This is a genomic window from Leifsonia sp. EB41, from assembly GCF_041262565.1.
Taxonomy (GTDB): Bacteria; Actinomycetota; Actinomycetes; order Actinomycetales; family Microbacteriaceae; genus Leifsonia.
Map to the genome: position 1 here is coordinate 2,116,464 of NZ_JBGCCJ010000001.1, position 20,531 is coordinate 2,136,994.

Below are 20,531 nucleotides of genomic sequence, written 5' to 3' on the forward strand. Positions count from 1 at the left end.
CGTGCCGCGGGGAGCTACTCCCCTTCGACCCGTCCAGCCTGTCAGCGCGCGCAGTCGAGCGTGGCCCCGGCGGGCGGATTGCCAGCGTTTCGCGCGCCCTAACTCGGCGGCTCGGGCGGCCTGGCAGCTATGTCAGCGGCGCGTCGAGGAAGGCCAGCAGATACGGGAGGAAGGCGCGCAGCGCACGGTCGTCGCCCGCCGCCGCCAGCACCTCCCCCAGGTAGTCGCCGTGCGTGCCCGGCACGATCAGCAGCCGGGCGTCGGGCAGCAGGGCCGCGACCTCCACGAAGTGGCCGGCGCGGACGACGTCGCGGTCGGCACCCACGACCAGCGTCGGAGCGGTGACCGAGCCCACGAGTTCGTCCGGGAAGTCCGCGAAGCCGAGCATCAGCGCGCGGTCGAGCTCGAACATCCGCCTGGCGTGCTCCGGGTCGCGGCTCACTGCCGCGTCGGCCTCCGCGTAGACGGCGGGAAGGTCCTCGAAGCGGCCCGCCTCCAGCCCCTCCCAGAAGCCGTCGACCATCGCGTCGCGCCGCAGCGGGGCGGAGGCCAGCACCAGCTTGCGCACCAGCGCAGGGTGCCGCGCGGCGAGTTGGAACGCGACCTGACCGCCGTTGCTGAAGCCGAGCACGTCGACCGGGCCGACGCGCAGGTCCGCGAGCACGGCGGCGACATCGTCGGCCGACTCCTCGAAGGACGGCTCGCGGTCGCCCGCCGGCGTACGGCCGTGTCCCTGCAGCTCGACCGCGAGCACCGAGCGGCTGCGCTCCAGCAGCGGGAGCAGCATCCCCCAGTTCGACTCGATCGTGGAGCCGCCGCCGTGGATCAGCAGCAGCGGCGGGTGCGGCGAGTCCTCGTCGCCGTGCCATTCGCGATGCAGGGGGATGCGCGTCACAGTGCCAGACGCTACCGCCCCGCACGCCCCGCGCACTACTTCTGTTGACAATCCGGCAAAAGACGTGCGGCGGACGAGGAGAAGTGATTAGGCTGGTCGGGTTCGCGCGCATCGAATACCAGGCAAGGAGGCCTTCACAGGCATGTCCAATCCACTCGCTGTCGCTGCGCTCGGCTTCTGGCACGTCCACGGCAAGGATTACGCCCGCGACGCCCAGGAGCATCCCGGCACCACGCTCGTCGCCATCTGGGACGACGACCCCGAACGCGGCCGGGAGGCCGCCGAGAGGTTCGGCGTCGAGTTCGTCGCCGACCTCGACGAGCTGCTCGCCCGTGACGCCCTCGACGGCGTCACGGTCACCACCTCCACCGACCAGCACGTCGACGTCATCTCGCGCGCCATCGCCGCGGGCAAGCACGTCTTCACCGAGAAGGTGCTCGCCCCGACCGTCGCGGACGCGGACGCGCTGGTCGCAGCCGGCGACGCCGCGGGCGTCTCGCTCGTGGTCTCGCTGCCGCGCCTCCACCACGGCTACACCGCCGCGATCGAGGAGGTCCTGGACGCGGGCGCACTCGGCGAGCTGGCCTACAGCCGGGTGCGCCTCGCGCACGACGGCTGGATCGCCGGCTGGCTCCCCGACCGGTTCGGGAACCCGGCGGAGGCCTACGGCGGCGCCCTGACCGACCTCGGCTGCCACCCGATCTACCTGACCCGCCTCTTCCACCGGAGCGAGCCGCAGCGGATCACCGCGACGTACGCGAACCTCACCGGCCGGGAGGTCGACGACAACGCCGTGGTCACGGCCGAGTTCGACGGCGGGCGCATCGGCGTGATCGAGGCGAGCCTCGTGCAGACCCCCGGCGACTTCACCATCGAGCTGCGCGGCACTCAGGGCGCGCTCTCGTACGGCGGGGCAGCGGGCGGGCTCTACCTGAACACCGGCGACGGCTGGCAGGAACTGCCCGTGCCGGACGACGGCGCAGGCGCGTTCGACGAGTGGGTGCGGCGCATCCACGACGGCAGCAGGGCCGACGCGAACCTCGACCACGCGCTCGCGCTCACCCGCGTCGTGGTCGCCGCGAACGCCTCCGCCGCCGAGGGACGCCCCGTCGCGCCGTTCCCGACGCTCACGCGCTAACGCGCTAACGCGCCATCCCGCCAAACCGTCATTCGCCGAGGGGCACGTTAACGCCCCTAACCGGCACCTTTTGGGGCGTTTACGTGCCCCTCGATCACTTGGAGTTTCTCTATGTCCAGCACCACCGTTCGTATCGGGCTCATCGGCGCCGGCGGCATCGCCGGCGCGCACGTGGAGGGCTACCTCCGCAACCCCGACGTCATCACCTTCGCGGCCGTGGCCGACCCGGTGCGCGAGAGCGCGGAGAACCGCGCGGCGGCGTCCGGCGCGGCCGTCTACGCCGACTACCGCGTCATGCTCGCCGAGGCCGACATCGACGCCGTCGACATCTGCCTCCCGCACCACCTGCACAAGGACGCGATCGTCGCCGCCGCGCGCGCCGGCAAGCACATCCTGTGCGAGAAGCCGCTCTGCCTGACCCCGGAAGAGGCTGCAGAGGTCACCGCCGCGGTCGAGGAGGCCGGCGTCACCCTGATGTGCGCGCACAACCAGCTCTTCCTGCCGGCCGTCTCGCGGGCGAAGGAGCTGATCGAGTCCGGCGCGATCGGGCGCGTCTACGAGGTGCGCACGACGGACTCGTTCTTCAACGACTTCGACCCGGCGAACATGGGCTGGCGCGCGCACGCGTCGACCTCGGGCGGCGGCGAGCTGATCGACACCGGTTACCACCCCACCTACCTGCTGCTGCACCTGGCCGGCGGCGCCCCGGTGGAGGTCACGGCGATGCTGGCCACGCACCGCCTGTCGTTCATGGAGGGCGAGGACTCCGCGACCGTGCTGGTCCGCTTCGACAACGGCGTGATCGGCACCGTCGTCACGAGCTGGGCGTACGAGGCGGCGCCGGGCACCGAGAAGTTCTCGGCGGTCGGCGAGCTCGGCAGCCTGACCTCCGACGGCACGACGCTCACGGTGAAGCGCCGCGGCGACGCCGAGCCGACCGTGGTCGAGCTGGAGCCGGTGCACGAGTTCGGCGAGGAGCTGGGCCACTTCGCCCGCAGCATCCTCGACGGCACACGCCCCCTGCACACGCAGAAGGAGGGCATCGAGGTGCTCGGCATCATCCTCGGCGCCTACGAGTCCGTGCGCACCCGCACCGTCGCCACCATCCCCGCCCTCTCCCCCGCCCGCTGACCCACTTCCACTGTCGAAGGGCACGTAAACGCCCCAAAACCACGGTTTTAGGGGCGTTAACGTGCCCTTCGGCGTGGCCGCGGACCTGCCACCAACGAGGCCGTCTCCACAGCAAATCCATAGCTGATTGACACTCAATCTATTTCATTTCAACAGCTTGAAAACTGTTCCCAAATCGCGTCTGTTGGGGTTAAAGTGACGCATGAGCACTCCGAGGATGGGGCGCACTACTGGTGGTCCCGAACATCCGCGACACGATGACTTCGTCGCGGTGCCCTACTTGCGTCAAGGGCAGCTCATCTCCTTGATCCGCTGGAGCCAGGTCAACGGCGAATGGCGGTACACCACCATGCTCGCCCAGTACCTCCATCGCGACGAGGAGAGCTGGTACCTCGTGATCAACGGCCAGCGCGCCAAGATCAGCCGAGCGGAGTGGGCCATCTTCAACTGATTCCGCGGGATGGCGCGGTGTACTGTCCGTCGAATGAACGATCAGGACGGCGAGGACGGCCGCCGACGCGGTGTCACGCCCGAGCACCGCTGGCCCGCCGTGATCGGCACCCTCGTCGCGCTCGTCGCCTACGCCTTCCTCCCGAGCGTCGTCCCGCCCCTCGCCCGCTGGGCCGTCGTGGGCGTCTGCGTGCTGATGTTGGTCGCGCTCATCATCTACAACCCGCACCGGCTGGCCCGCGAGTCGACGTGGTCGCGGCGGGCGGAGATCGGGCTGGCCGTGCTGATCCTCGCCGCCAACCAGATCGCCTTCGTGGAGACGGTCCTTCGGCTGCTCGCCAAGCACGGCAACGGGCAGGAGATCCTGCTCGCCTCGCTGCAGGTGTGGGTCACCAACGTGATCGCGTTCGCGCTCGTCTACTGGACGATGGACCGCGGCGGCCCGGTCGCGCGGGTCACGCTCCCGCGCAAGAAGCTGCCGCTGGCCGACTTCCGCTTCCCGCAGGACGAGGACAAGGATGACGTGATCGAGGTCTCGCGCGGTTCGAGCCAGGTCATGGACTGGGTGCCGAACTACGTCGACTACTTCTACTTCTCGCTGTCGAACTCGATGGCGTTCAGCCCGACCGACACGATGCCGCTCACCCACCGGGCCAAGCTGCTGATGTCACTGGAGTCGTTCGCGGGGTTCGTGCTGCTCGCGCTGGTGATCGCGCGGGCGGTGTCGTTGATCGGGTGAGCCGACGCCCGCTCAGTCCGGCAGCTCCCGCAGCGCGCTCGTGCGCTCCCCCGGCTGGTCGCCCGTGTTCACGGTGCCCTTCGGCTCGAACATCAGGACCAGCGCCTCCTCCTCCGCGAACGGGCAGTGCTCGGCGCCCTTCGGGACCACGAACACGTCGTGCGGTCCCAGCTCCACCTCGCGGTCACGGAGCTGGATGACGAGCCGCCCGGAGATCACGAGGAACAGCTCGTCGGTGTCCGGGTGCGAATGCCAGATGAACGAACCCTGCAGCCGGGCGACCTTCACGTCGTAGTCGTTCACGCTGGTCAGCCGGTGCGGCTGCCAGGGCTCGGGGACGAGTGCGAACGCCGCGTCGATGTTGTGGACGTCGGGAGTGCTCATGCGGCCCAGCGTAGGCAGCGCATCTTGCCAAGGACAGCCCCTGGGGCGTTGGATGCTCTCACAAGGAGCGTCCACCGACGGAAGGATGACCATGTCCGCCAGCGAACTGGAGATGTCGAGCGTCCGGTACCCGTATCGGGAGCGCATCTTCCACGTGGAGAAGAAGGCGCCGGGCGAGTGGGTCGTGCTCGACGAGTCGCACGCCGAGCTGGGGCGGCTGGTCCGGGTGTCGGCGGAGGGCGAGGAGCACGAGCCGGTGTTCGGCGCGATCCCCGTGGGCTATCTGGAGACGCTGCACGAGGGGTCGGACTGGAAGTTCCTGGTGGCCGCACTCATCAACGAGGCGCTCGACGAGCCGCCCACGCCGTCGGTCGTCCACCCGGGCGAGGCCTGACGCTCGGGTCGGACACCGACCGGGGCGCGCGGATGCCCCGAATATCTCCCCTTGGGGGCGTTCGCGGAGAGGCGGCGGCTACGATACCCGCAATGAACGCAGCGCTGCGCACGACGCTCGGCTGGGTGGCCGCGGTGCTGCTCAACCTCGGCGCTGTGCTCTTCGTGGTGGGCCTGATCGTGCCCCGCTCCGGCGACGCGTCGATCCTGGAGGTCGGGATCGGGATGCTCGTGGTCGGCGCGATCGTCGGCGCGGTGTGGCTGTACGCGAGCCGGCGGCCGAAGCGCTGAGGCGCAGAGATCCTGAGACGCCGAGACACCGAGACGCAGTGCAGCCCCGCCCGGGATGACGGAGCGGGGCTGCAGTCTCTGGGCGCGGTCGCACGACCACGCGGCCGGTCACTCGTCCGGCGACTCAGGATCGCCGACGAGGTCGGGGTTGGACGGCTGCTCGGCCGGGTCGAAGTCCGCGGGTGGCGGCTCGGCGCCGTCGTCGTCGTCGCCGTGATCAGCGTCCGGGTTCGGGAGTCCGCTCGTGTCGCTCATGCGGCCCACGAAACGCCGAACCCCCCTGCGTCCGCAAGGGGGTTCAGCGTCGCCGAAAGGGGCGTACCCTACCGGTTCGCCGCGGCCACGAGCTGGTCGAGCTGCTCGGCGGTGACCGGGCTGCCCGGGAACGAAGCCGCTCGGACCAGCGGGATGGACTCCGCCATCCGGCGCAGGCCCGGGTCGTTGAGCATGGCGCCCATCCCCTGAGCCTCCGCGCTCTGGGCAAGCGCCGCGCTCAGGATGGGGCCGCCGACCGGGTGGCTGAGCCACTCGCCGAGCGTCGAGTCGACGGTGAGCGGCGCCGCGCGCCCGTCGCCGGCGAGCGTCACGACGGCCGAGCCGCGCAGGTCGCGGGACGACGCCCCGACCTCCACGACGTAGTCACCGCCCTCCACGGTCCAGCCGCCGAGCTCGGTGTCGAAGTAGGCGAGGTCCTCGGCGGCCAGGTCGATCACCGCCGTCGCGGTGGCGCCGGCGGCCACGGCGAGGCTGGCGAAGCCCTTCAGCTCGCGCACCGGGCGCTGCACACGGGAGGCCGGCACGGACACGTAGACCTGGACGACCTCCCGGCCGTCGCGGTCGCCGGTGTTGGTGACGTCCACCGTCACACGGATGCCCTCGGCCGTCGCGGTCGCCGTGGGCGCCCCGAACGCGAACGTCGTGTACGAGAGGCCGTGGCCGAACGGGAAGGCGACCGCCGCGTCGCGCGCGTCGACGTCGCGGTAGCCCACGAAGAGACCCTCGCCGTAGCGGACGTGGCCCTTCTCGCCGGGGAAGTTGAGGTACGAGGCGGTGTCCTCCAGGCGCACCGGAATGGTCTCCGCCAGCCGGCCGGACGGGTTGACGACGCCGAACAGCACGTCCGCGACCGCGCCGCCGCCGGCCTGGCCGAGCAGCCAGCCTTCCACGATCGCGGGCACACGATCCGCCCAGCCGGAGACGCGCACGACGCCGCCGTTGGAGAGCACGACAGTGACCCGCGGGTTGGCGGCGATCACGGCCTCCAGCAGCGCGGTCTGCGCGGCCGGCAGTTCAAGGTGCTCGCGGTCGAAGCCCTCCGACTCGTCCTCGCCGGGGAGGCCGAGGAAGACCACGACGTCGTCGGCGCCGGACGCGACCCCGACGGCCTCCGCCGTCAGCGCCACCTCGTCGGCGTCCGCGCCGAGCGCGTAACCCGGGGCGAACACGACGGTCGCGTCTCCGGCGAGCGCGTGCAGCTCGTCGAGCGCGTTGTCGAGGCGGGTCGGGACGATCTGGGAGGAGCCGGCGCCCTGGTAGCGCGGCGTCCGCGCGAACTCGCCGACGACCGCGATCGTGCGGCCGGCGTCGGTCGCGAGCGGGAGGACGCCCTCGTTCTTGAGCAGCACGATGGTGCGCCCGGCGACCTCCCTGGCGAGGGCGTGGTGCGCCTCCGCGTCGTAGGTCGCGCCCGCGTCGGCCCCGGCGAGCGCCTTGCCGACCAGGTCGATCACGCGGTCGGCGGCGGTGTCGAGCACGGACTCCGCCAGCGAGCCGTCGCGCACGGCGGCGACGAGCTGGGCGTCGGTGACGCCGCCGGTGGACGGCATCTCCAGGTCGAGCCCGGCCACGAGCGCGCTCACCCGGTCGTTGACCGCGCCCCAGTCGGAGACGACGAGCCCCTCGAAGCCCCACTCGTCGCGGAGGACCGAGGTGAGCAGCCACGGGTCCTCGCTCGCGTAGACGCCGTTGATCCGGTTGTAGGAGCACATCACCGTCCACGGCTGGGCGTGCGTCACGACGTGCTGGAAGCCGCGCAGGTAGATCTCGCGCAGCGGGCGCTCGTCCACGTCGGCGCTCACGCGCAGGCGGTCGGTCTCCTGGTTGTTGGCGGCGAAGTGCTTGAGCGAGGCACCGACGCCCTGCGACTGGAGGCCGCGGACCAGGGCGGCGCCGAGGCGGCCGGAGACGATCGGGTCCTCGGAGAGGTACTCGAAGTTGCGCCCGCACAGCGGCGAGCGCTTGATGTTGATGCCCGGCCCGAGCAGCACGCCGACGCCCTCGGCCTTGGCCTCCTCGCCGAGCGCCGCGCCGACCCGCTCCAGCAGCTCGGCGTCCCAGGAGGAGCCGAGCGCCACCGCAGGCGGGAAGCAGGTGGCGGGGACGCTGTCCCCGATGCCGAGGTGGTCGCCGCCCTGCGCCTGCTTGCGCACGCCGTGCGGGCCGTCGGTCAGGTAGATGGAGGGGATGCCGGCGCGGTCGACGCCCTCGGTCTCCCAGAAGCTGCGACCGCTCGTGAGCGACGCCTTCTCCTCGACGGTGAGTTCGGATGCTCGGGCAAGGCTGTCGACCATGATTCTCCTTCGGATGCGGTCGTGGGTGGCAATACCTTACACCACTCGGTTTTAAGGAAGGACATTCGTGCCGAATGTACGTTCTGGGCGCGCGTAAGGCGACATTCGGCACGAATGTACGCCGCGTCAGAGTCGCCGTATGAGGTCGCGGAGGGCGGTCATGTACTGGGTGGAGGCCTGGTAGCCGGGGTGGGTCGCCACTTTCACGAGGTAGAGCGGTGGGCCGAACTCGTCCGCGCCGCGGTCGATTTCGTTGTCCTTGAAGGACGCGTCGGGGAAGCCGAGGTAGTCGGTGCGGCGCCACAGATTCACCCAAGCCACCGAGCCGTCCGGCTGGGTCAGCAGCTCGCGCAGCGTGGGCTTGTCGCGTTCGGCGGGGTCGCGGCCTCCTGAGCCCTCGGCGTTGTGGTCCTCCACGACCTGCCTCAGCCAGGGGTCGGCCTTCCACAGCGACGGCGCGCGGCTCGGGAGGGTGCCGAGCGCGGCAGGGCCGAACAGCTCGGGGAAGAAGCGGCCGAAGTAGGCGCGGAGCTGCGTGCCGTAGGTGAGCAGGGCGACGTTCTTGAGGCCGTCGGTGGTGTCGGCGCCGAGGGTGAAGATCGTGGAGACGGCGAGGACTGCGCCGAGGCTGTGCGCGCTGACGACGACCTTGCGGCGCTGGCGCGTCGTCAGCGCCCGCAGCTCGTCGCGGGCGCGCTCCTCGGCGGTGCGGCGGTCCCCCACCGTCCCCGCGCCCGGGGCGATGTCGGCCTCCAGCCACGCGACCATCCGGTCGCGCAGCTCCGGGATGACGCGCTCGGCGTAGCAGGGCGGCCCGAACGGGTGGCCGGCGCGCGGGAGGAAGCACATCAGGTCCCACATCACGCCGATCGGGCGTTCCTTCGTCGTCAGCGCGTTCTCCGCGATCGTCACGACGGCGGCGACCGAGATCACGCCGAGCGCCGGGAGGGCGAGGTCCAGCAGGGCGGGACGCAGCGGTTGCGGAAGGGCGATCGCGACGCCGACGCCGAGCGCGAGCAGCGCGGCGAGGAGGCCGAGCACCGGCTCCCCGCGGTGGAACAGGGCGGCCGACCGGCGGGCGTTCAGCATCCGGAAGTCCAGCTTCCCCGCCGACTTCACCTGCGGCACCCGCCCGTCGCGGTAGCTGCGCAGCGGCTCGCGGATCGCCCGGCCTCCGACGGTCTCCGGCGTCGTCAGGCGCGGCGTCGTGCGCATCCGCAGCACGGCGACGACGAGCACGAAGAGCACGAGCGCGACGGCGAGCACCGGCACCGTCCCGCCGAAGTTGCGGTACGCGACCGGCGTCGTCAGGCCGCCGGGGGTGAGCGGGCAGATCGGGGTCGGACCGCCGGTGGAGGCGAGCGCGCACTGCGTCCCGAGCACGAGGAGGGTCGACAGCAGCATGGCGCCGCCGAGCGAGAGCAGCATGATCACGCCGGGGCCGGTCCCGCGCCAGCCCTGGTAGGCGAAGCTGCGGCGGCGGCCCATCGGCCAGAAGATCACCAGCGCGGCGAGCAGCACCGCGGCGAGGGCGGCGAGCAGGTACGCGGCCATGGTGAGCGGCGCGAGGCGCAGATCCTTCGGAGTGGACACGACCGCGACCAGCAGGGAGACGCCGCCGACCGCCACCACGATCACGGACAGCCAGCGCGGCACCCCGCGGCGCCAGCCGAGGGCCGAGAGGGCGATGGCGAGCAGCACGCCGAGGATGATGGAGGGCGCGATCACCAGGCCCAGGAACGAGGGCGCGTGCTCCACGGTCGGCCCGGCGGGCACCGCCACCGCCACGGCGACCGCGGCGTAGACCACGATCGCGGCCAGCAGCATCCACCCGGCCACGGCCTCCCTGCGCCGCAGCGTCAACCGGATGAGCGTGTGCCGGCGGGCGTTCCGGAGGTCGGGCTGGACCCCCGCCATCCCCCGCTCGGCGCGGCCGTGCACGGTGGTGTCCACATTGCGCACGACAAGGGCGATGACCAGGACCAGTCCGGCCGCGCCGAGAACCGCGCCGAGGGTCAGCCACCACCGCGACAGGAGCGGAGTGGTCGCCGGGTCCAGGCACTCCGGCGGGACGTCGACACCGGCGGGCGCGCACGTCCAGAACACGCCGTCCCAGCCGACCAGCAGCGCCATCAGGAAGAACGCAGCCGCTGTGTGCAGCAGTTCGCTCGGCGCCTTCACCCGGGTGATCCCCCAGAACCCGTCCGTCGCGAGCGGGCGGCGCGGGGCGGCGGCCTGACCCTCCGTCACACCGCTGAGGTCGCTGGCGGCACGGATCTTGGCGGCGGTGCCGAAGATCCCGGCCTCGTACCGGGTGCGCGCCTGGTGAGAGACGAAGAACAGCAGCAGCACGCCCGCGATCGGGACGAGAGAGAGCAAGGCGACCCGGATGCCGCGGTGGTCGAGCCCGGGCGAGGTGAAGAACGCGGTCACCCAGCCGGGCAGCGCCGGGCACAGCGACGGGCGCGCCAGGCACTGCGTCCCGATCAGGTCCAGGCTCACCGAGGCCAGCGCGCACACGTACAGGAGGGTGAGGCCGAGCGCGAACACCCTCAGCGACGCAGCACCGCGGCCGGCCTGCCATTCGCCGGTGCGCGGCTGGTCGGGGATGCGGCGCGTCCAGTAGGCGGTGTTGCACAGCCCGAACGGCAGGATGAGCAGCCAGGCGAGCTGCACGAAGAACTGGCCGATCGCCACGAGCGCGCCGCCGCCGTAGCGGGCCAGCATCCCCCACGAGTAGCCCTCGCGGCGGATCACGGTCGGAGGCGTCGCCGGATCGGACGGATCGGACGGGTCGACGGTCGGGACGTAGAAGCCGCCGTTCTCGTCGGCCTGGTCCGGGCGCACGTCACCTGGCGCGACGCCGAGCATCTCCGCCGGCGGCGTGTTCTTGATCCCGTGGATCCTCAGCTCCAGGACGGTCGGCCCGCGCGTGGCGAAGACCGACGGCGACCGCGCCATGCCCGCAGGGTACCGGGGGGCGGACAGGTGCGTCTACAGGGAGTGCGCGCCTGTGCAGGACTCTGGTCGCGCGGGCCGCGAAAGCGTAATCTCCTCGCTATGAGCAACCCTGAAGAGCCCACCGGCGACGCCCGCGAGAACCTCGAGGGCAGCTACACCGAGTCCGACGACGAAGGACCGCACGAGCGCACGGTCCACGGTCAGTATACGGAGACCGAGGAGAACCCCGGCCCTGAGCCCGAGGTCGAGGGCTCGTACACCGACGTCGACGAGCCGGCCGACGCACCCGAGGGCGAGTACACCGACGGCGACTACCGCGAGCCCTGAGCCCGCGCCCCGAATCCGACCGTCGAGGGGCACGTTGTTGTCACTTTTAGCGCCCAAAAGTGACAACAACGTGCCCCTCGCGGGTCAGGCGTAGCGCTTGCGGGCCTTCTCGGCCTGCTTCTTGGCGTTCTTGCGCGCCTTCTTGACGTCCGGGTTGTTCCAGAACGCGGTCACCGACTCGACGATCTGGTCGTAGCGCTCCCGGCCGGCCCGTGAGCCCAGGAGGTAGGCCACCGCGATGAGGAGGAGCACGAAAAAGGTCTTGGGTCGCATGCCGCGACGATAGCCCCCGGCCACGCCCGTGGGAAGGGTCGTCCGGTCAGGCGCCCGCGTGCTCGCGCGAGCGCGTCAGCCTGCTCAGGAGGATGTGGAGCGGTCGCGAGAGGAACAGCAGCAGCAGCCACAGCATCCCGACGCCCGGGAAGAGCACCGCCAGCACCCCGGAGACGACCAACAGGATGATGAAGGTCCAGCCGCGCAGGGGATCGGACTGGGCGGCGCCCTCCTCCGACAGCATCCCCGGCGTGCGCACGATGAGGAGCTCCATGAGCTGCATGGCCAGGGTCGTCAGCAGCAGATTGCCGATGTAGAGCGCGTAGACGTCCGGCTTCTCGTTCGGGCTGTCGGAGAGGACGTTCGCGGTGAACGGCATGAACACGATGCACGCCAGCCACAGCATGTTGAGCCACAGCAGCGCGGGCGTGTAGCTCTCGATCCAGCCGAAGACCTGGTGGTGCACCATCCAGAGCCGCGCGATGACGACGAAGGAGATCACGAAGGCCAGGAGCTGCCAGAAGTTGTGCTGGAAGTACGGACCGATGCCTTCCCTCGCGACCTCCGGCCCCGCATCGACCAGCGGGAGGATGAGCAGGGTGATCGCGATGGCCACGACGGCGTCGGAGAAGTTGACCAACCGGTCGAATCCCCGCTGTGTCCGCACCACCGCCATACGCACATACTGCCTGACGGTCGCCCGTTCATGCGAGACTGCGGGGATGCCGCACCTCAACACCGGACCGGGCGAGTACGACCTCACGGCGAGCGCGCTGATCTTCCGCGAGCTCGACGGACGCACCTGCCTGCTCGTGCACCGTCACCGCAAGCGCGGCATCCTGATGCAGCCGGGCGGGCACGTCGAGCGCGCGGAGGACCCGTGGGCCGCGGTCGCGCACGAGCTGCGCGAGGAGTCCGGCTTCGACCTGGAGCAGCTCCTGCTGCTCCAGCCGGCGCACCGGATCGAGCGCGCCGAGGGCATCGCCGTGCTCCCGACGCCGCTCGTCGTGGACGTGCACCCGATCACCGACGACCACGCGCACACCGACATCGTGTACGCGTTCGTCGCGACCACCGACCCGGCCGGGGCGCCCGGCGAGGACGAGTCGCAGGAGCTGCACTGGCTGCCGGTGGACTCCCTGGCCGGTCCGGATGCACCGGCCGACCTGGCACCGGGACTGGCGGAGGTCGCGCTCTACGCGATCGACGCGATGAGGTCGTCGATGCTGGTGACGGTCACGCCGCCGCGGGCGAACACCTTCGCGGTGAGCACCTGGTGGACCTCGGGATCGGAGTCCCAGCAGCCGTCCTCCAGCACGACCAGCCGGTAGTCGCGGTCGGACGCATCGCGCACGGTCGAGAGGACGACGCCGCTCGTCGCGACGCCCGCGAGCACGAGGGTGTCGATGCCGCGCGCGTCGAGCTGCTCCTTCAGGTCGGTGGTGCTGAACGCGCCGACGCGCTTCTTGCGCACGACGATCTCGCCGTCGGCGGGAGCGATGCGCGGATCGATCTGCGTCTCGGGGCGGCTCGCGTCGAGACGCTCGGCCGCGCCGGCGAACCGGGAGCGCGGCGGGATGGCGGCGGCCTCCTCCGCGGTGAGGGCGACGCGGACATAGCCGACGGTGACACCGGCGGCGCGGGCGGCCTCCCTGGCGCGCGTCAGCCCGGCGAGGAACGCGTCGGCATCGGGCATGCGGGAGAGGATGCCCGGCTGGAGGTCCATGAGCAGGAGCGCGGTCGTGGCGGGGTTCAAGGCGAGATCGTTCACATGGATAAACTACCTCGCTACTTCGCCCGCGCCTTGTTGTTGCGCGAGTCGTGCGTCAGCTCGATCAGCCCGAGCTGCTCCAGTAGCGGCGGCAGGTACATCCCGAACCGGCCGCGGTAGCCCTTGCGGAGTCCGTACCAGCCGCCGACCGGGTTCACCGGGTCGCGGCCCCAGGCCTCGATCGTGCCGGCGACCACCGGCTTGTTCTCGTCCGCGGCGCCCAACGGCACCCAGTCGCCCTGCGCGCGCAACCACGTCGCGAGGTCGTCGATCGCGCTCGCGTGGTAGCTCAGCCGGGTCGAGCCGACCTGGCAGACCAGTGCGGGCGGGTCGGCCGCGTCGTCGCGGTACATCGTGTACTCCGAAGTGCCCGGCGCCGTGGTCAGCCGCCACGGATCGTCCTTCGTGCCTGCGCTCATGGTTCCTCCTAGTGTCTCTGCGAGAAGTCTGGACCCGCTCAGTCGCAGGCCACCAGTACCGCGTCGCTCACGTCGCTGAGGTGGCGGAGGGCGCGGCGACGCTCGTCGGCGGTGTTGGTCAGGTAGGCGAGCACGACGTCCCGCGCCGGGTCGGCCCAGACGTTGCAGATGCTGCTGCCGTTGTGGCCGAACGTGCGCGGGTCCGCTCGGGAGCCGGTCGGGCGCGCCAGGCCGATCGGGCCGCCGAGCTGGAAGCCGTACGCCCAGCGCACCGGGTGGCCCATGATCCGGTCGGGCTCGCCGTCGCTGGAGACGGCACGAGCCGCGGCGATCGTCTCGGGGCGGAGCACGCCCTCGCCGCCCGCCAGCAGCAGGTGGTAGAACTCCGCCAGCTCGCGGCCGTTGGTGCTGACCGCCGCGGCCGGCACCGGCACCGCGCGGGTGCGCGGCCGGTTGAAGAGGAGGGTCCTCGCCCGCTCGGGAGCGCTCAGGGCGCGGAGCGGGACGGCCCGGCCGGCCGCCGCCTCCGGGAGGCCGAGCGTCGTCTCGGTCAGCCCGGCCGGGCGCAGGAGGTTCTCGGCGATGAAGCGCTCGGCCGGCATCCCGCTGACACGGCGCACCAGCTCGCCGAGGATGAAGCCGAAGCTCAGCACGTGGTAGCCCACGACTTCACCCGCAGCCCAGCGCGGGCGCGCGTCCTCCGCCGCCGCCACGGACCGCCGCGGGTCGGTCATGCGCACGGTGTCGCCCAGCAGCGTGCCGGTCGAGTACGGCACGCCTGCGCGGTGCGAGAGGACGTGCCGGATGGTGATGTCCGACTTCCCGCCGCGCGCGTACGCGGGCCAGTGCGCAGCCACCGGGTCGTCCAGCCGCAGCATCCCCCGCTCGGCGAGCAGATGCACGGCGAGGGCCACGAAGGGTTTGCTCACCGAGAACGTGTAGAACAGAGCGTCGCGATCGCACCCGACCCGGCGGTCGAGGACGACCTCCCCGCTGTGGACGACGGTGAGCCATGACGCGCCCCCGCGACTGTCCACGAGGTCGAGGACGCGGCGGAAGTCGGGCATGACCGCATCATCGCGTGCCTTCCTGGAGGGTGCAAGGAGTGGGTTTTCGGTGCTGCCCGAACACTTGCATTCGCTTTCTGCCTACTGTATACAGAATACAGATCAATTCAGCACCACCCCACAGCAGAGACTCTCAAGGAACGAGGTACTCATGTCTCGCGTCGACTCAAAGGTGAGAAGGGCGCTGGCCATCACGGCGGCCGCCGCATTGGCTCTCGGACTCGCCGCCTGCTCCGGCAACGGCGGATCCGGCACCAAGACCGTCGTCTGGTCCACCTGGGGAACCCCCGAGGAACTCACCCGGTACAAGGAATTCGACACCCAGTTCATGAAGCAGCACCCCGACATCAAGGTCGTGCTGCAGCCGGTCGCCGACTACGGCGACTACCACACCAAGCTGCTCGCCGAGCTCGCATCCGGCACGGCTCCTGACGTCTTCTACATCGGAGACGACAAGATCGGGCAGTTCGTCAACTCCAAGGCGCTGCTGCCGCTGAACGCGCTGATGAACTCCTCGGCCAGCAAGACCAAGCCCGCCGACTTCGCGCAGGGCCTGTTCGGCGCCACCAAGAAGGGCGACGAGCTCTACGCGGCGCCCAACGACTCCAACCCGGACGCCCTCTGGTACGACAAGGCGGCCCTGAAGAAGGCCGGCGTCACCGAGGACCCGGCGAAGCTCGCGGCCGAGGGCAAGTGGACCACCGCGGCCTTCCTCGACATGAACGAGAAGCTGCACAAGGCCGGACTGACCGGCTCCATGTTCTGGAACTACTGGTCCACCCACTACGGCTGGATCTCCTCCCAGGGCGGCACGGCCTTCGACTCCAGCGGGAAGTTCGTCGCCAACACCGACCCGACCAGCGTCAAGGCGATGGACGTACTGGCCAAGAACTTCCAGAACGGCACCTTCGTCGTCGCCGACACCCTTCCGACGGGCGCCGGCGCGGACAGCGTGTTCGTCACCCATAAGGCCGGCTTCTTCGTCCAGGGCCGCTACACGATCGGCACCGTGAAGGCCGCGGGCGACCCGGAGAACTACGACGTCGCGCCCTGGCCGACGCCATCCGGCAAGGCCGCTCCCACCGGCGTCGCGGTCAGCTACCTCGCGATCAACGCCAAGACGAAGAACCAGGACGCCGCGTTCACGTTCTGGACGAACTTCCTGTCTGCGGAGGGCCAGACCTTCCGTCTGAAGGGCGGCGGCAACGCGGTCCCGTCCATCAAGGGCGCCGACTCGGTCGTCCTGGACGGCTACCCGGCACACGCGCAGACCATGATCGACATGCGGGACATCGGGTTCGAGGACCCGACCACCGAGGCCTCCGTGCCCGGGCTCTCCAGCGACATCAGCGACAAGATGCTGGCGCTGTACCAGGGCAAGGAGTCCACGCAGGCCACGCTCGACGACGTCGCGAAGATGATCGCCGACAAGACCGGCGGCAAGTGAGGCGACGGACGTGAGCGCACTGGGAGAAGCGGCCGTCGTCACCGAGGCCGAGGTCACCCCCGTCTCGCCGGGCGGGCTCCGCAAGGAGTCCGCCTGGCGGCGTCGCGACCGCCGCTGGGGCTACGTCTTCGTCGGCCCGCAGCTGCTCGGGATGGCGCTCTTCGTCGTCGTGCCGTTCGCGGCGAGCATGGTGCTCGCCTTCGCGCACTGGGATGGCCTCAACGACCTGAGCTGGGTCGGCTTCGACAACTTCAAAACGGAGCTGACCGACCCGCTGTTCGGGAGGTCGATCCTCAACACCCTGCTGATCGCGCTCATCACGGTGCCGATCGGCCTCGGGCTCGCCGTCGTGCTCGCGGTCGCGCTCGAACGGCTCAAGACGCGGACGCTCTACCTGATCCTGTTCTTCGCGCCGGTCGTCACCTCGTCGGTCGCGGTCGCCATGATCTGGCAGCAGCTCTTCCGCAAGGACGGCGTGATCAGCGGTTTCATCGCCTCCGTCTTCCACGTCGCTCCGCCGGACTGGCTCGGCGACCCGCACCTGGCCCTGCTCGCCGTGTGCATCGTGACGATCTGGTCGTCGGTCGGCCTCAACGTCATCATCTTCCTGGCCGGCCTCCAGAACATCTCGCCCGCGGTCATCGAGGCCGCACGGCTCGACGGCGCCGGCGCGCTCACCCTGTTCTTCCGGGTGCGGCTGCCGCTGCTGTCGCCGATCATCTTCTTCTCGACGGTCATCGCGTTCATCAGTTCGCTGCAGACCTTCGACACCGTCTTCATCCTCACGGCGAACGCCGGGCCGGACAACGCGACCCGGACGATCGTCTACCACATCTACGACCTGGGCTTCGGGAAGTTCCAGTTCGGCCCCGCGAGCGCGGCCTCCATCATCCTGCTGGTCATCACGCTGATCATCACGGGGATCCAGTTCACCGCGCAGAAGAAGTTCGTCCACTACGAGGATGGTGCAGCATGACCACCGCTGAGCTCCGGACGCCCACCCCGACCGCCGCCCCGCCGGCCTCCGCGCCCCGGGCGCCCCGCACCGGCCGCGGCGCCTCCCGCGCCCGCAATGCCGCCCTCCACGTCGTGCTGCTCGCCGGCGGGATCGCGATGGTGTTCCCGTTCCTCTGGATGCTGATCACCTCGTTCAAGTCGCTGCCGCAGCTGCTGAACGACCCGCTGAGCTTCTGGCCGCAGCCGTTCACGCTGCAGAACTACGTGGACGCCTGGAACGACGTCCCGTTCGGCAGCGCCTACTGGAACACGATCTACATCGCGGTGCTCGTCGTCGTCGGCACGCTGATCACCGCCGCGATGGCCGGGTACGCGTTCGCGCGCATCCCGTTCCGCGGCAGCCGGGTGCTGTTCGTCGTCTTCCTGGCGACGCAGATGATCCCGATGCAGGTGACGCTCATCCCGTTCTACTTCCTGATGGCGAGGCTCGGCTGGGTGGACTCGCACCTCGCGCTGATCGTGCCGGCCGCGCTGGCCAACCCGTTCGCGGTGTTCCTGATGCGCCAGTTCGTGCTGTCGCTGCCGAAGGAGCTGGAGGAGGCCGCCATCGTCGACGGCGCCGGCCGCTGGCGGATCTTCTGGAGCGTCGTCCTCCCCAACCTGAAGCCCGGGCTCGGTGCGCTCGCGATCATCGTGGCGCTGAGCACCTGGAACAACTTCCTGCTGCCGCTGGTCATCCTCAACACGCAGGACAACTTCACGGTGCCGCTGCTGCTGCAGAGCTTCCGCGGTCAGTTCGGGTCGGTGAACTACGGCCTGATCATGGCGGCGTCGGCGATCGCCACCATCCCGATGCTCATCGCGTTCGTGATCGGTCAGCGGCGCATCCTGAACAGCATGGCGGCGTCGGGGCTGGGCGGCCGGTGAGGGCCGCGGACCGGGTCTCGCCGTTCCTCGACCTGGAGTCGGCGCCGTTCACGCTGCCGGGGTCGCGGATCCTGGTGTTCCGTGACGCCGGGCTGCCGGACGCTCTGACGGTGCGGCTCGCGGAGTACGAGCGCGACCTGGACGACTGCGTGCTCGTGCGGACGCTGCGGGTGCTCGACGGCGACGGGCGCGCGGTCGCGGTGTCCGCGGTGCATCCCGACCGCATCTCGTTCGGCCCGGACGTGACGCTGACCTTCGACGGGCCGTCCGCGCTGAGCGTCGGCGGCGACGGCGTGTGGACGGTGGAGGTCGACCTCCCCTCCGGCGACTCGCCCGTCGCGCTCGCCTCGGCGGACGGCGCCGTGCGGATCACCTCCACCGGAGTCGCGCGCGGGGCCGCGCACGCCGACGCCCTCGCCGCGACCTCCCGGATCTGGGAGGACTGGTTCGCCCGCACGCCCGCCGTCCGGGCCGACCTCGCCGACATGACCGCGTTCTGCTGGTGGGTGCTCGGCGCCAACATCGTCTCCCTCCCCGGCCGCGGGGCCCGTGCCGTCGTCCCGTCGAAGATCGGCTACGTCGGGCTCTGGCAGTGGGACGCGTACTTCATCGCCTCCGGCCTGCGGCACGGCGACCCCGACCTGGCCCGCGAGCAGCTCGAACTCGCCTTCGGGTACGCCGGGGCGGACGGGCAGCTCCCGGACGTCGTGCACGACGAGGGCATCCTCGCGTCGAGCGACGACCTCCCGCCGGGTGACCGCGACAACCTCCGCCGCGCGGGGTCCGCCATCGCCGACCCGACCGCGCCCATCCCGCTGACCAAGCCGCCGCTCGCCGCGTGGGCGCTGCGCCGGCTGGAGGGCTACGTGGACGACCCGGCGTTCTTCGACAGCGCCTGGGAGGCCGTGGCCCGCAGCCAGGACTGGTGGTTCACGCACTCCGACCTCGACGGCGATGGGATGCCGGAGTACGGCCACCCGTACTCGTCCGGGCTGGACGACAGCCCCGTCTTCGACGCGGAGCTGCCGGTGGCCTCCCCCGACCTCGCGGCCTACCTGATCCTGCAGGACGACCTGCTGGCCGGACGCGCACGTGCTGTCGGGGACGCGGACGGCGCCACCCGTCACACCGCGCGGGCGTCGCGCACCCTCGCACTGCTGGAGGCGATGTGGGACGAGTCGGCCGGCTACTTCCGCTCGTACGGCGCGGGGGCTCCCGTGGACGCGGAGACGGCCGTCTCGCTGCTGCCGCTGCTGACCGGCCGCCTGCCGGGGCGCTACGTGGCCGGCATCCTCGCCGCCCTGGACGACCCGACCCGCTTCGCGACGCCGTGGAGCGTGCCGACGGTGGCGCGCCGAGAGCCGGACTACTCAGACGAGCGCATGTGGCGCGGCCCGGTCTGGGTGAACGTCAACGCGCTCCTCGCCGAGGGCCTCGCGGTCTCGGGCCAGCCGGAGCGGTCGCGGGCACTCATCGAGGAGACGCTGCGTCTGGTCATGCACGGCGGCGGTCCGCACGAGTACTACAACCCGTCGACGGGCGGCAAGCCTCCGCGCGCGACGACCGCGTTCGGGTGGTCGGCGGCGCTGTTCGTGGACCTAGCCGTACAGGTCAGCGCCTGAGATTCGTCACGAATCGCGGCTATCCGTCGTCGAGAGCGACGATTCGTGACGAATCCACGCGCGGGTCAGCTCAGCCGCTCCCAGTTGATGCCGGCGTCGGCCAGCAAGCGGCGCATGCCGTTCGTCCAGTTCTCGGCCAGGGCGGCCTTCGCGGCCGGGACGTCGCGCTCGACCAGGTGCCGGGCGATCTGCGCATGCTCCTCTGCCGAGCGCTCCACGAGCACGTCGTCGCCCACGAGGAGGCTCTCGTAACGGTGGATGGCGCTGCGGACCTGGGCGATCTGCTCCAGCAGCGTGCGGTTGGGGCAGGCGCTCAGCATGAGGTTGTGCCACTCGTCGTCCTTGCGGTTGACGATCGCGTGCTCGGCGAGGTCGTCCGAGAAGGCAGCGGCCAGGGCGGCGAGGCGCTGGCCGAGGGCGGCGAGCTCGTCCACCGGCGACAGGTCGAGCGCCAGGCCCTCCAGGGTGACGATGATCGGGCAGAGGTCCTCGAACTCCTGCGCGCTGAGCGGCACGAAGCGGAAGCCCTTGCCGTTCTCGCTCTCGATCTGGCCCTCGGACTCCAGGGCGATGAGGGCCTCGCGCAGCGGCGTGCGGGAGACGCCGAGCTCGGCCGCGAGCTGCACCTCGTTGATGCTCTCCCCCGGGCGGACCTCGCCGGCGCGCATCCGCGCGAGGAGTTCCTCGCGCACCTGTGAACGCAGGTTCTTGCGCTCGATCGCCATGTGACCTCCCGGCCGGACTCGTGGTCGCCAGCTTAGGGGTTGAC

The 20,531-nt window shown here is 70.8% G+C and carries 22 protein-coding genes and 1 pseudogene; 12 read left to right on the forward strand and 11 right to left on the reverse strand.

Annotated elements, in window-relative coordinates:
* Nucleotides 1-127: 127 nt before the first annotated feature.
* A complete protein-coding gene (locus tag ABH923_RS10395; protein WP_370055295.1) occupies nt 128-895 on the reverse strand; it encodes an alpha/beta fold hydrolase in 768 nt (255 codons plus the stop codon).
* Nucleotides 896-1,037: 142 nt separating this feature from the next.
* Between ABH923_RS10395 and ABH923_RS10400 the strand changes: the two genes are divergently transcribed.
* The 4 genes from ABH923_RS10400 to ABH923_RS10415 all read left to right on the forward strand — a co-directional run bounded on the left by ABH923_RS10400 (nt 1,038) and on the right by ABH923_RS10415 (nt 4,353).
* Nucleotides 1,038-2,033 (forward strand): Gfo/Idh/MocA family protein, encoded by a 996-nt coding sequence (locus ABH923_RS10400; protein WP_370055296.1) that lies wholly within the window; start codon nt 1,038-1,040, stop codon nt 2,031-2,033.
* Nucleotides 2,034-2,144: 111 nt separating this feature from the next.
* Complete coding sequence (locus ABH923_RS10405) at nt 2,145-3,164, forward strand: Gfo/Idh/MocA family protein (RefSeq protein ID WP_370055297.1); 1,020 nt, start codon at nt 2,145-2,147, stop codon at nt 3,162-3,164.
* A gap of 271 nt (nt 3,165-3,435) precedes the next feature.
* Complete coding sequence (locus tag ABH923_RS10410; RefSeq protein ID WP_370055298.1) at nt 3,436-3,615, forward strand: hypothetical protein; 180 nt, start codon at nt 3,436-3,438, stop codon at nt 3,613-3,615.
* Between the two features lie 33 nt (nt 3,616-3,648).
* Nucleotides 3,649-4,353: a hypothetical protein gene (locus ABH923_RS10415; RefSeq protein WP_370055299.1), complete on the forward strand. Its 705-nt coding sequence runs from the start codon at nt 3,649-3,651 to the stop codon at nt 4,351-4,353.
* A gap of 12 nt (nt 4,354-4,365) precedes the next feature.
* On the opposite strand, the gene ABH923_RS10420 is transcribed toward ABH923_RS10415, so the two are convergent.
* Nucleotides 4,366-4,737, reverse strand: coding sequence for a cupin domain-containing protein (locus ABH923_RS10420; RefSeq protein WP_370055300.1), 372 nt, complete (start codon nt 4,735-4,737; stop codon nt 4,366-4,368).
* A gap of 91 nt (nt 4,738-4,828) precedes the next feature.
* Between ABH923_RS10420 and ABH923_RS10425 the strand changes: the two genes are divergently transcribed.
* Nucleotides 4,829-5,131 carry a hypothetical protein gene (locus ABH923_RS10425; RefSeq protein ID WP_370055301.1) on the forward strand — a complete coding sequence of 101 codons (303 nt, stop codon included), beginning with the start codon at nt 4,829-4,831 and terminating at the stop codon, nt 5,129-5,131.
* 92 nt (nt 5,132-5,223) lie between these two features.
* Nucleotides 5,224-5,421 carry a hypothetical protein gene (locus ABH923_RS10430; RefSeq protein WP_370055302.1) on the forward strand — a complete coding sequence of 66 codons (198 nt, stop codon included), beginning with the start codon at nt 5,224-5,226 and terminating at the stop codon, nt 5,419-5,421.
* A 108-nt stretch (nt 5,422-5,529) separates the two neighbouring features.
* Here the strand turns inward: ABH923_RS10430 and ABH923_RS10435 are convergent, their stop codons facing one another.
* The 3 genes from ABH923_RS10435 to ABH923_RS10445 form a co-directional block, all read right to left on the reverse strand.
* On the reverse strand, nt 5,530-5,676 hold the full coding sequence (locus ABH923_RS10435) for a hypothetical protein (protein ID WP_370055303.1): 147 nt from the start codon (nt 5,674-5,676) through the stop codon (nt 5,530-5,532).
* 68 nt (nt 5,677-5,744) lie between these two features.
* Nucleotides 5,745-7,991, reverse strand: coding sequence for a glycoside hydrolase family 3 C-terminal domain-containing protein (locus ABH923_RS10440; protein ID WP_370055304.1), 2,247 nt, complete (start codon nt 7,989-7,991; stop codon nt 5,745-5,747).
* A 126-nt stretch (nt 7,992-8,117) separates the two neighbouring features.
* Complete coding sequence (locus tag ABH923_RS10445) at nt 8,118-10,952, reverse strand: hypothetical protein (protein WP_370055306.1); 2,835 nt, start codon at nt 10,950-10,952, stop codon at nt 8,118-8,120.
* Between the two features lie 99 nt (nt 10,953-11,051).
* Between ABH923_RS10445 and ABH923_RS10450 the strand changes: the two genes are divergently transcribed.
* Complete coding sequence (locus ABH923_RS10450; RefSeq protein ID WP_370055307.1) at nt 11,052-11,279, forward strand: hypothetical protein; 228 nt, start codon at nt 11,052-11,054, stop codon at nt 11,277-11,279.
* An 84-nt stretch (nt 11,280-11,363) separates the two neighbouring features.
* Here the strand turns inward: ABH923_RS10450 and ABH923_RS10455 are convergent, their stop codons facing one another.
* Nucleotides 11,364-11,552, reverse strand: coding sequence for a hypothetical protein (locus ABH923_RS10455; RefSeq protein WP_370055308.1), 189 nt, complete (start codon nt 11,550-11,552; stop codon nt 11,364-11,366).
* A gap of 46 nt (nt 11,553-11,598) precedes the next feature.
* A complete protein-coding gene (locus ABH923_RS10460; protein ID WP_370055309.1) occupies nt 11,599-12,228 on the reverse strand; it encodes a TMEM175 family protein in 630 nt (209 codons plus the stop codon).
* A 46-nt stretch (nt 12,229-12,274) separates the two neighbouring features.
* Here ABH923_RS10460 and ABH923_RS10465 point away from each other — a divergent pair.
* Nucleotides 12,275-12,706 (forward strand): annotated as a pseudogene (locus tag ABH923_RS10465) (NUDIX hydrolase); the annotation flags it as partial.
* A 41-nt stretch (nt 12,707-12,747) separates the two neighbouring features.
* Here ABH923_RS10465 and ABH923_RS10470 read toward each other — a convergent pair.
* Genes ABH923_RS10470 through ABH923_RS10480 form a run of 3 tightly spaced genes read right to left on the reverse strand, consistent with a single transcriptional unit; the run spans nt 12,748 to nt 14,809 of the window.
* The gene (locus ABH923_RS10470) at nt 12,748-13,323 is read right to left on the reverse strand and encodes a cysteine hydrolase family protein (protein ID WP_370055310.1); all 576 of its coding nucleotides are present in this window, start codon (nt 13,321-13,323) and stop codon (nt 12,748-12,750) included.
* A gap of 17 nt (nt 13,324-13,340) precedes the next feature.
* On the reverse strand, nt 13,341-13,742 hold the full coding sequence (locus ABH923_RS10475; RefSeq protein ID WP_370055311.1) for a DUF6855 family protein: 402 nt from the start codon (nt 13,740-13,742) through the stop codon (nt 13,341-13,343).
* A 38-nt stretch (nt 13,743-13,780) separates the two neighbouring features.
* Nucleotides 13,781-14,809: a serine hydrolase domain-containing protein gene (locus tag ABH923_RS10480; RefSeq protein WP_370055313.1), complete on the reverse strand. Its 1,029-nt coding sequence runs from the start codon at nt 14,807-14,809 to the stop codon at nt 13,781-13,783.
* A gap of 151 nt (nt 14,810-14,960) precedes the next feature.
* Between ABH923_RS10480 and ABH923_RS10485 the strand changes: the two genes are divergently transcribed.
* Genes ABH923_RS10485 through ABH923_RS10500 form a run of 4 tightly spaced genes read left to right on the forward strand, consistent with a single transcriptional unit; the run spans nt 14,961 to nt 19,762 of the window.
* Nucleotides 14,961-16,256 carry a sugar ABC transporter substrate-binding protein gene (locus ABH923_RS10485; RefSeq protein WP_370055314.1) on the forward strand — a complete coding sequence of 432 codons (1,296 nt, stop codon included), beginning with the start codon at nt 14,961-14,963 and terminating at the stop codon, nt 16,254-16,256.
* A gap of 10 nt (nt 16,257-16,266) precedes the next feature.
* Nucleotides 16,267-17,232 (forward strand): carbohydrate ABC transporter permease, encoded by a 966-nt coding sequence (locus ABH923_RS10490; protein ID WP_370055315.1) that lies wholly within the window; start codon nt 16,267-16,269, stop codon nt 17,230-17,232.
* Entirely contained in the window at nt 17,229-18,140 is a 912-nt protein-coding gene (locus ABH923_RS10495; protein WP_370055316.1) for a carbohydrate ABC transporter permease, read from the forward strand. The genes ABH923_RS10490 and ABH923_RS10495 overlap by 4 nt, the downstream gene beginning before the upstream one ends.
* Entirely contained in the window at nt 18,137-19,762 is a 1,626-nt protein-coding gene (locus ABH923_RS10500) for an amylo-alpha-1,6-glucosidase (RefSeq protein WP_370055317.1), read from the forward strand. Before ABH923_RS10495 ends, ABH923_RS10500 begins: the two co-directional genes overlap by 4 nt.
* A 65-nt stretch (nt 19,763-19,827) precedes the next feature.
* Here the strand turns inward: ABH923_RS10500 and ABH923_RS10505 are convergent, their stop codons facing one another.
* Nucleotides 19,828-20,487: a GntR family transcriptional regulator gene (locus ABH923_RS10505; protein ID WP_370055318.1), complete on the reverse strand. Its 660-nt coding sequence runs from the start codon at nt 20,485-20,487 to the stop codon at nt 19,828-19,830.
* Nucleotides 20,488-20,531: the final 44 nt, after the last annotated feature.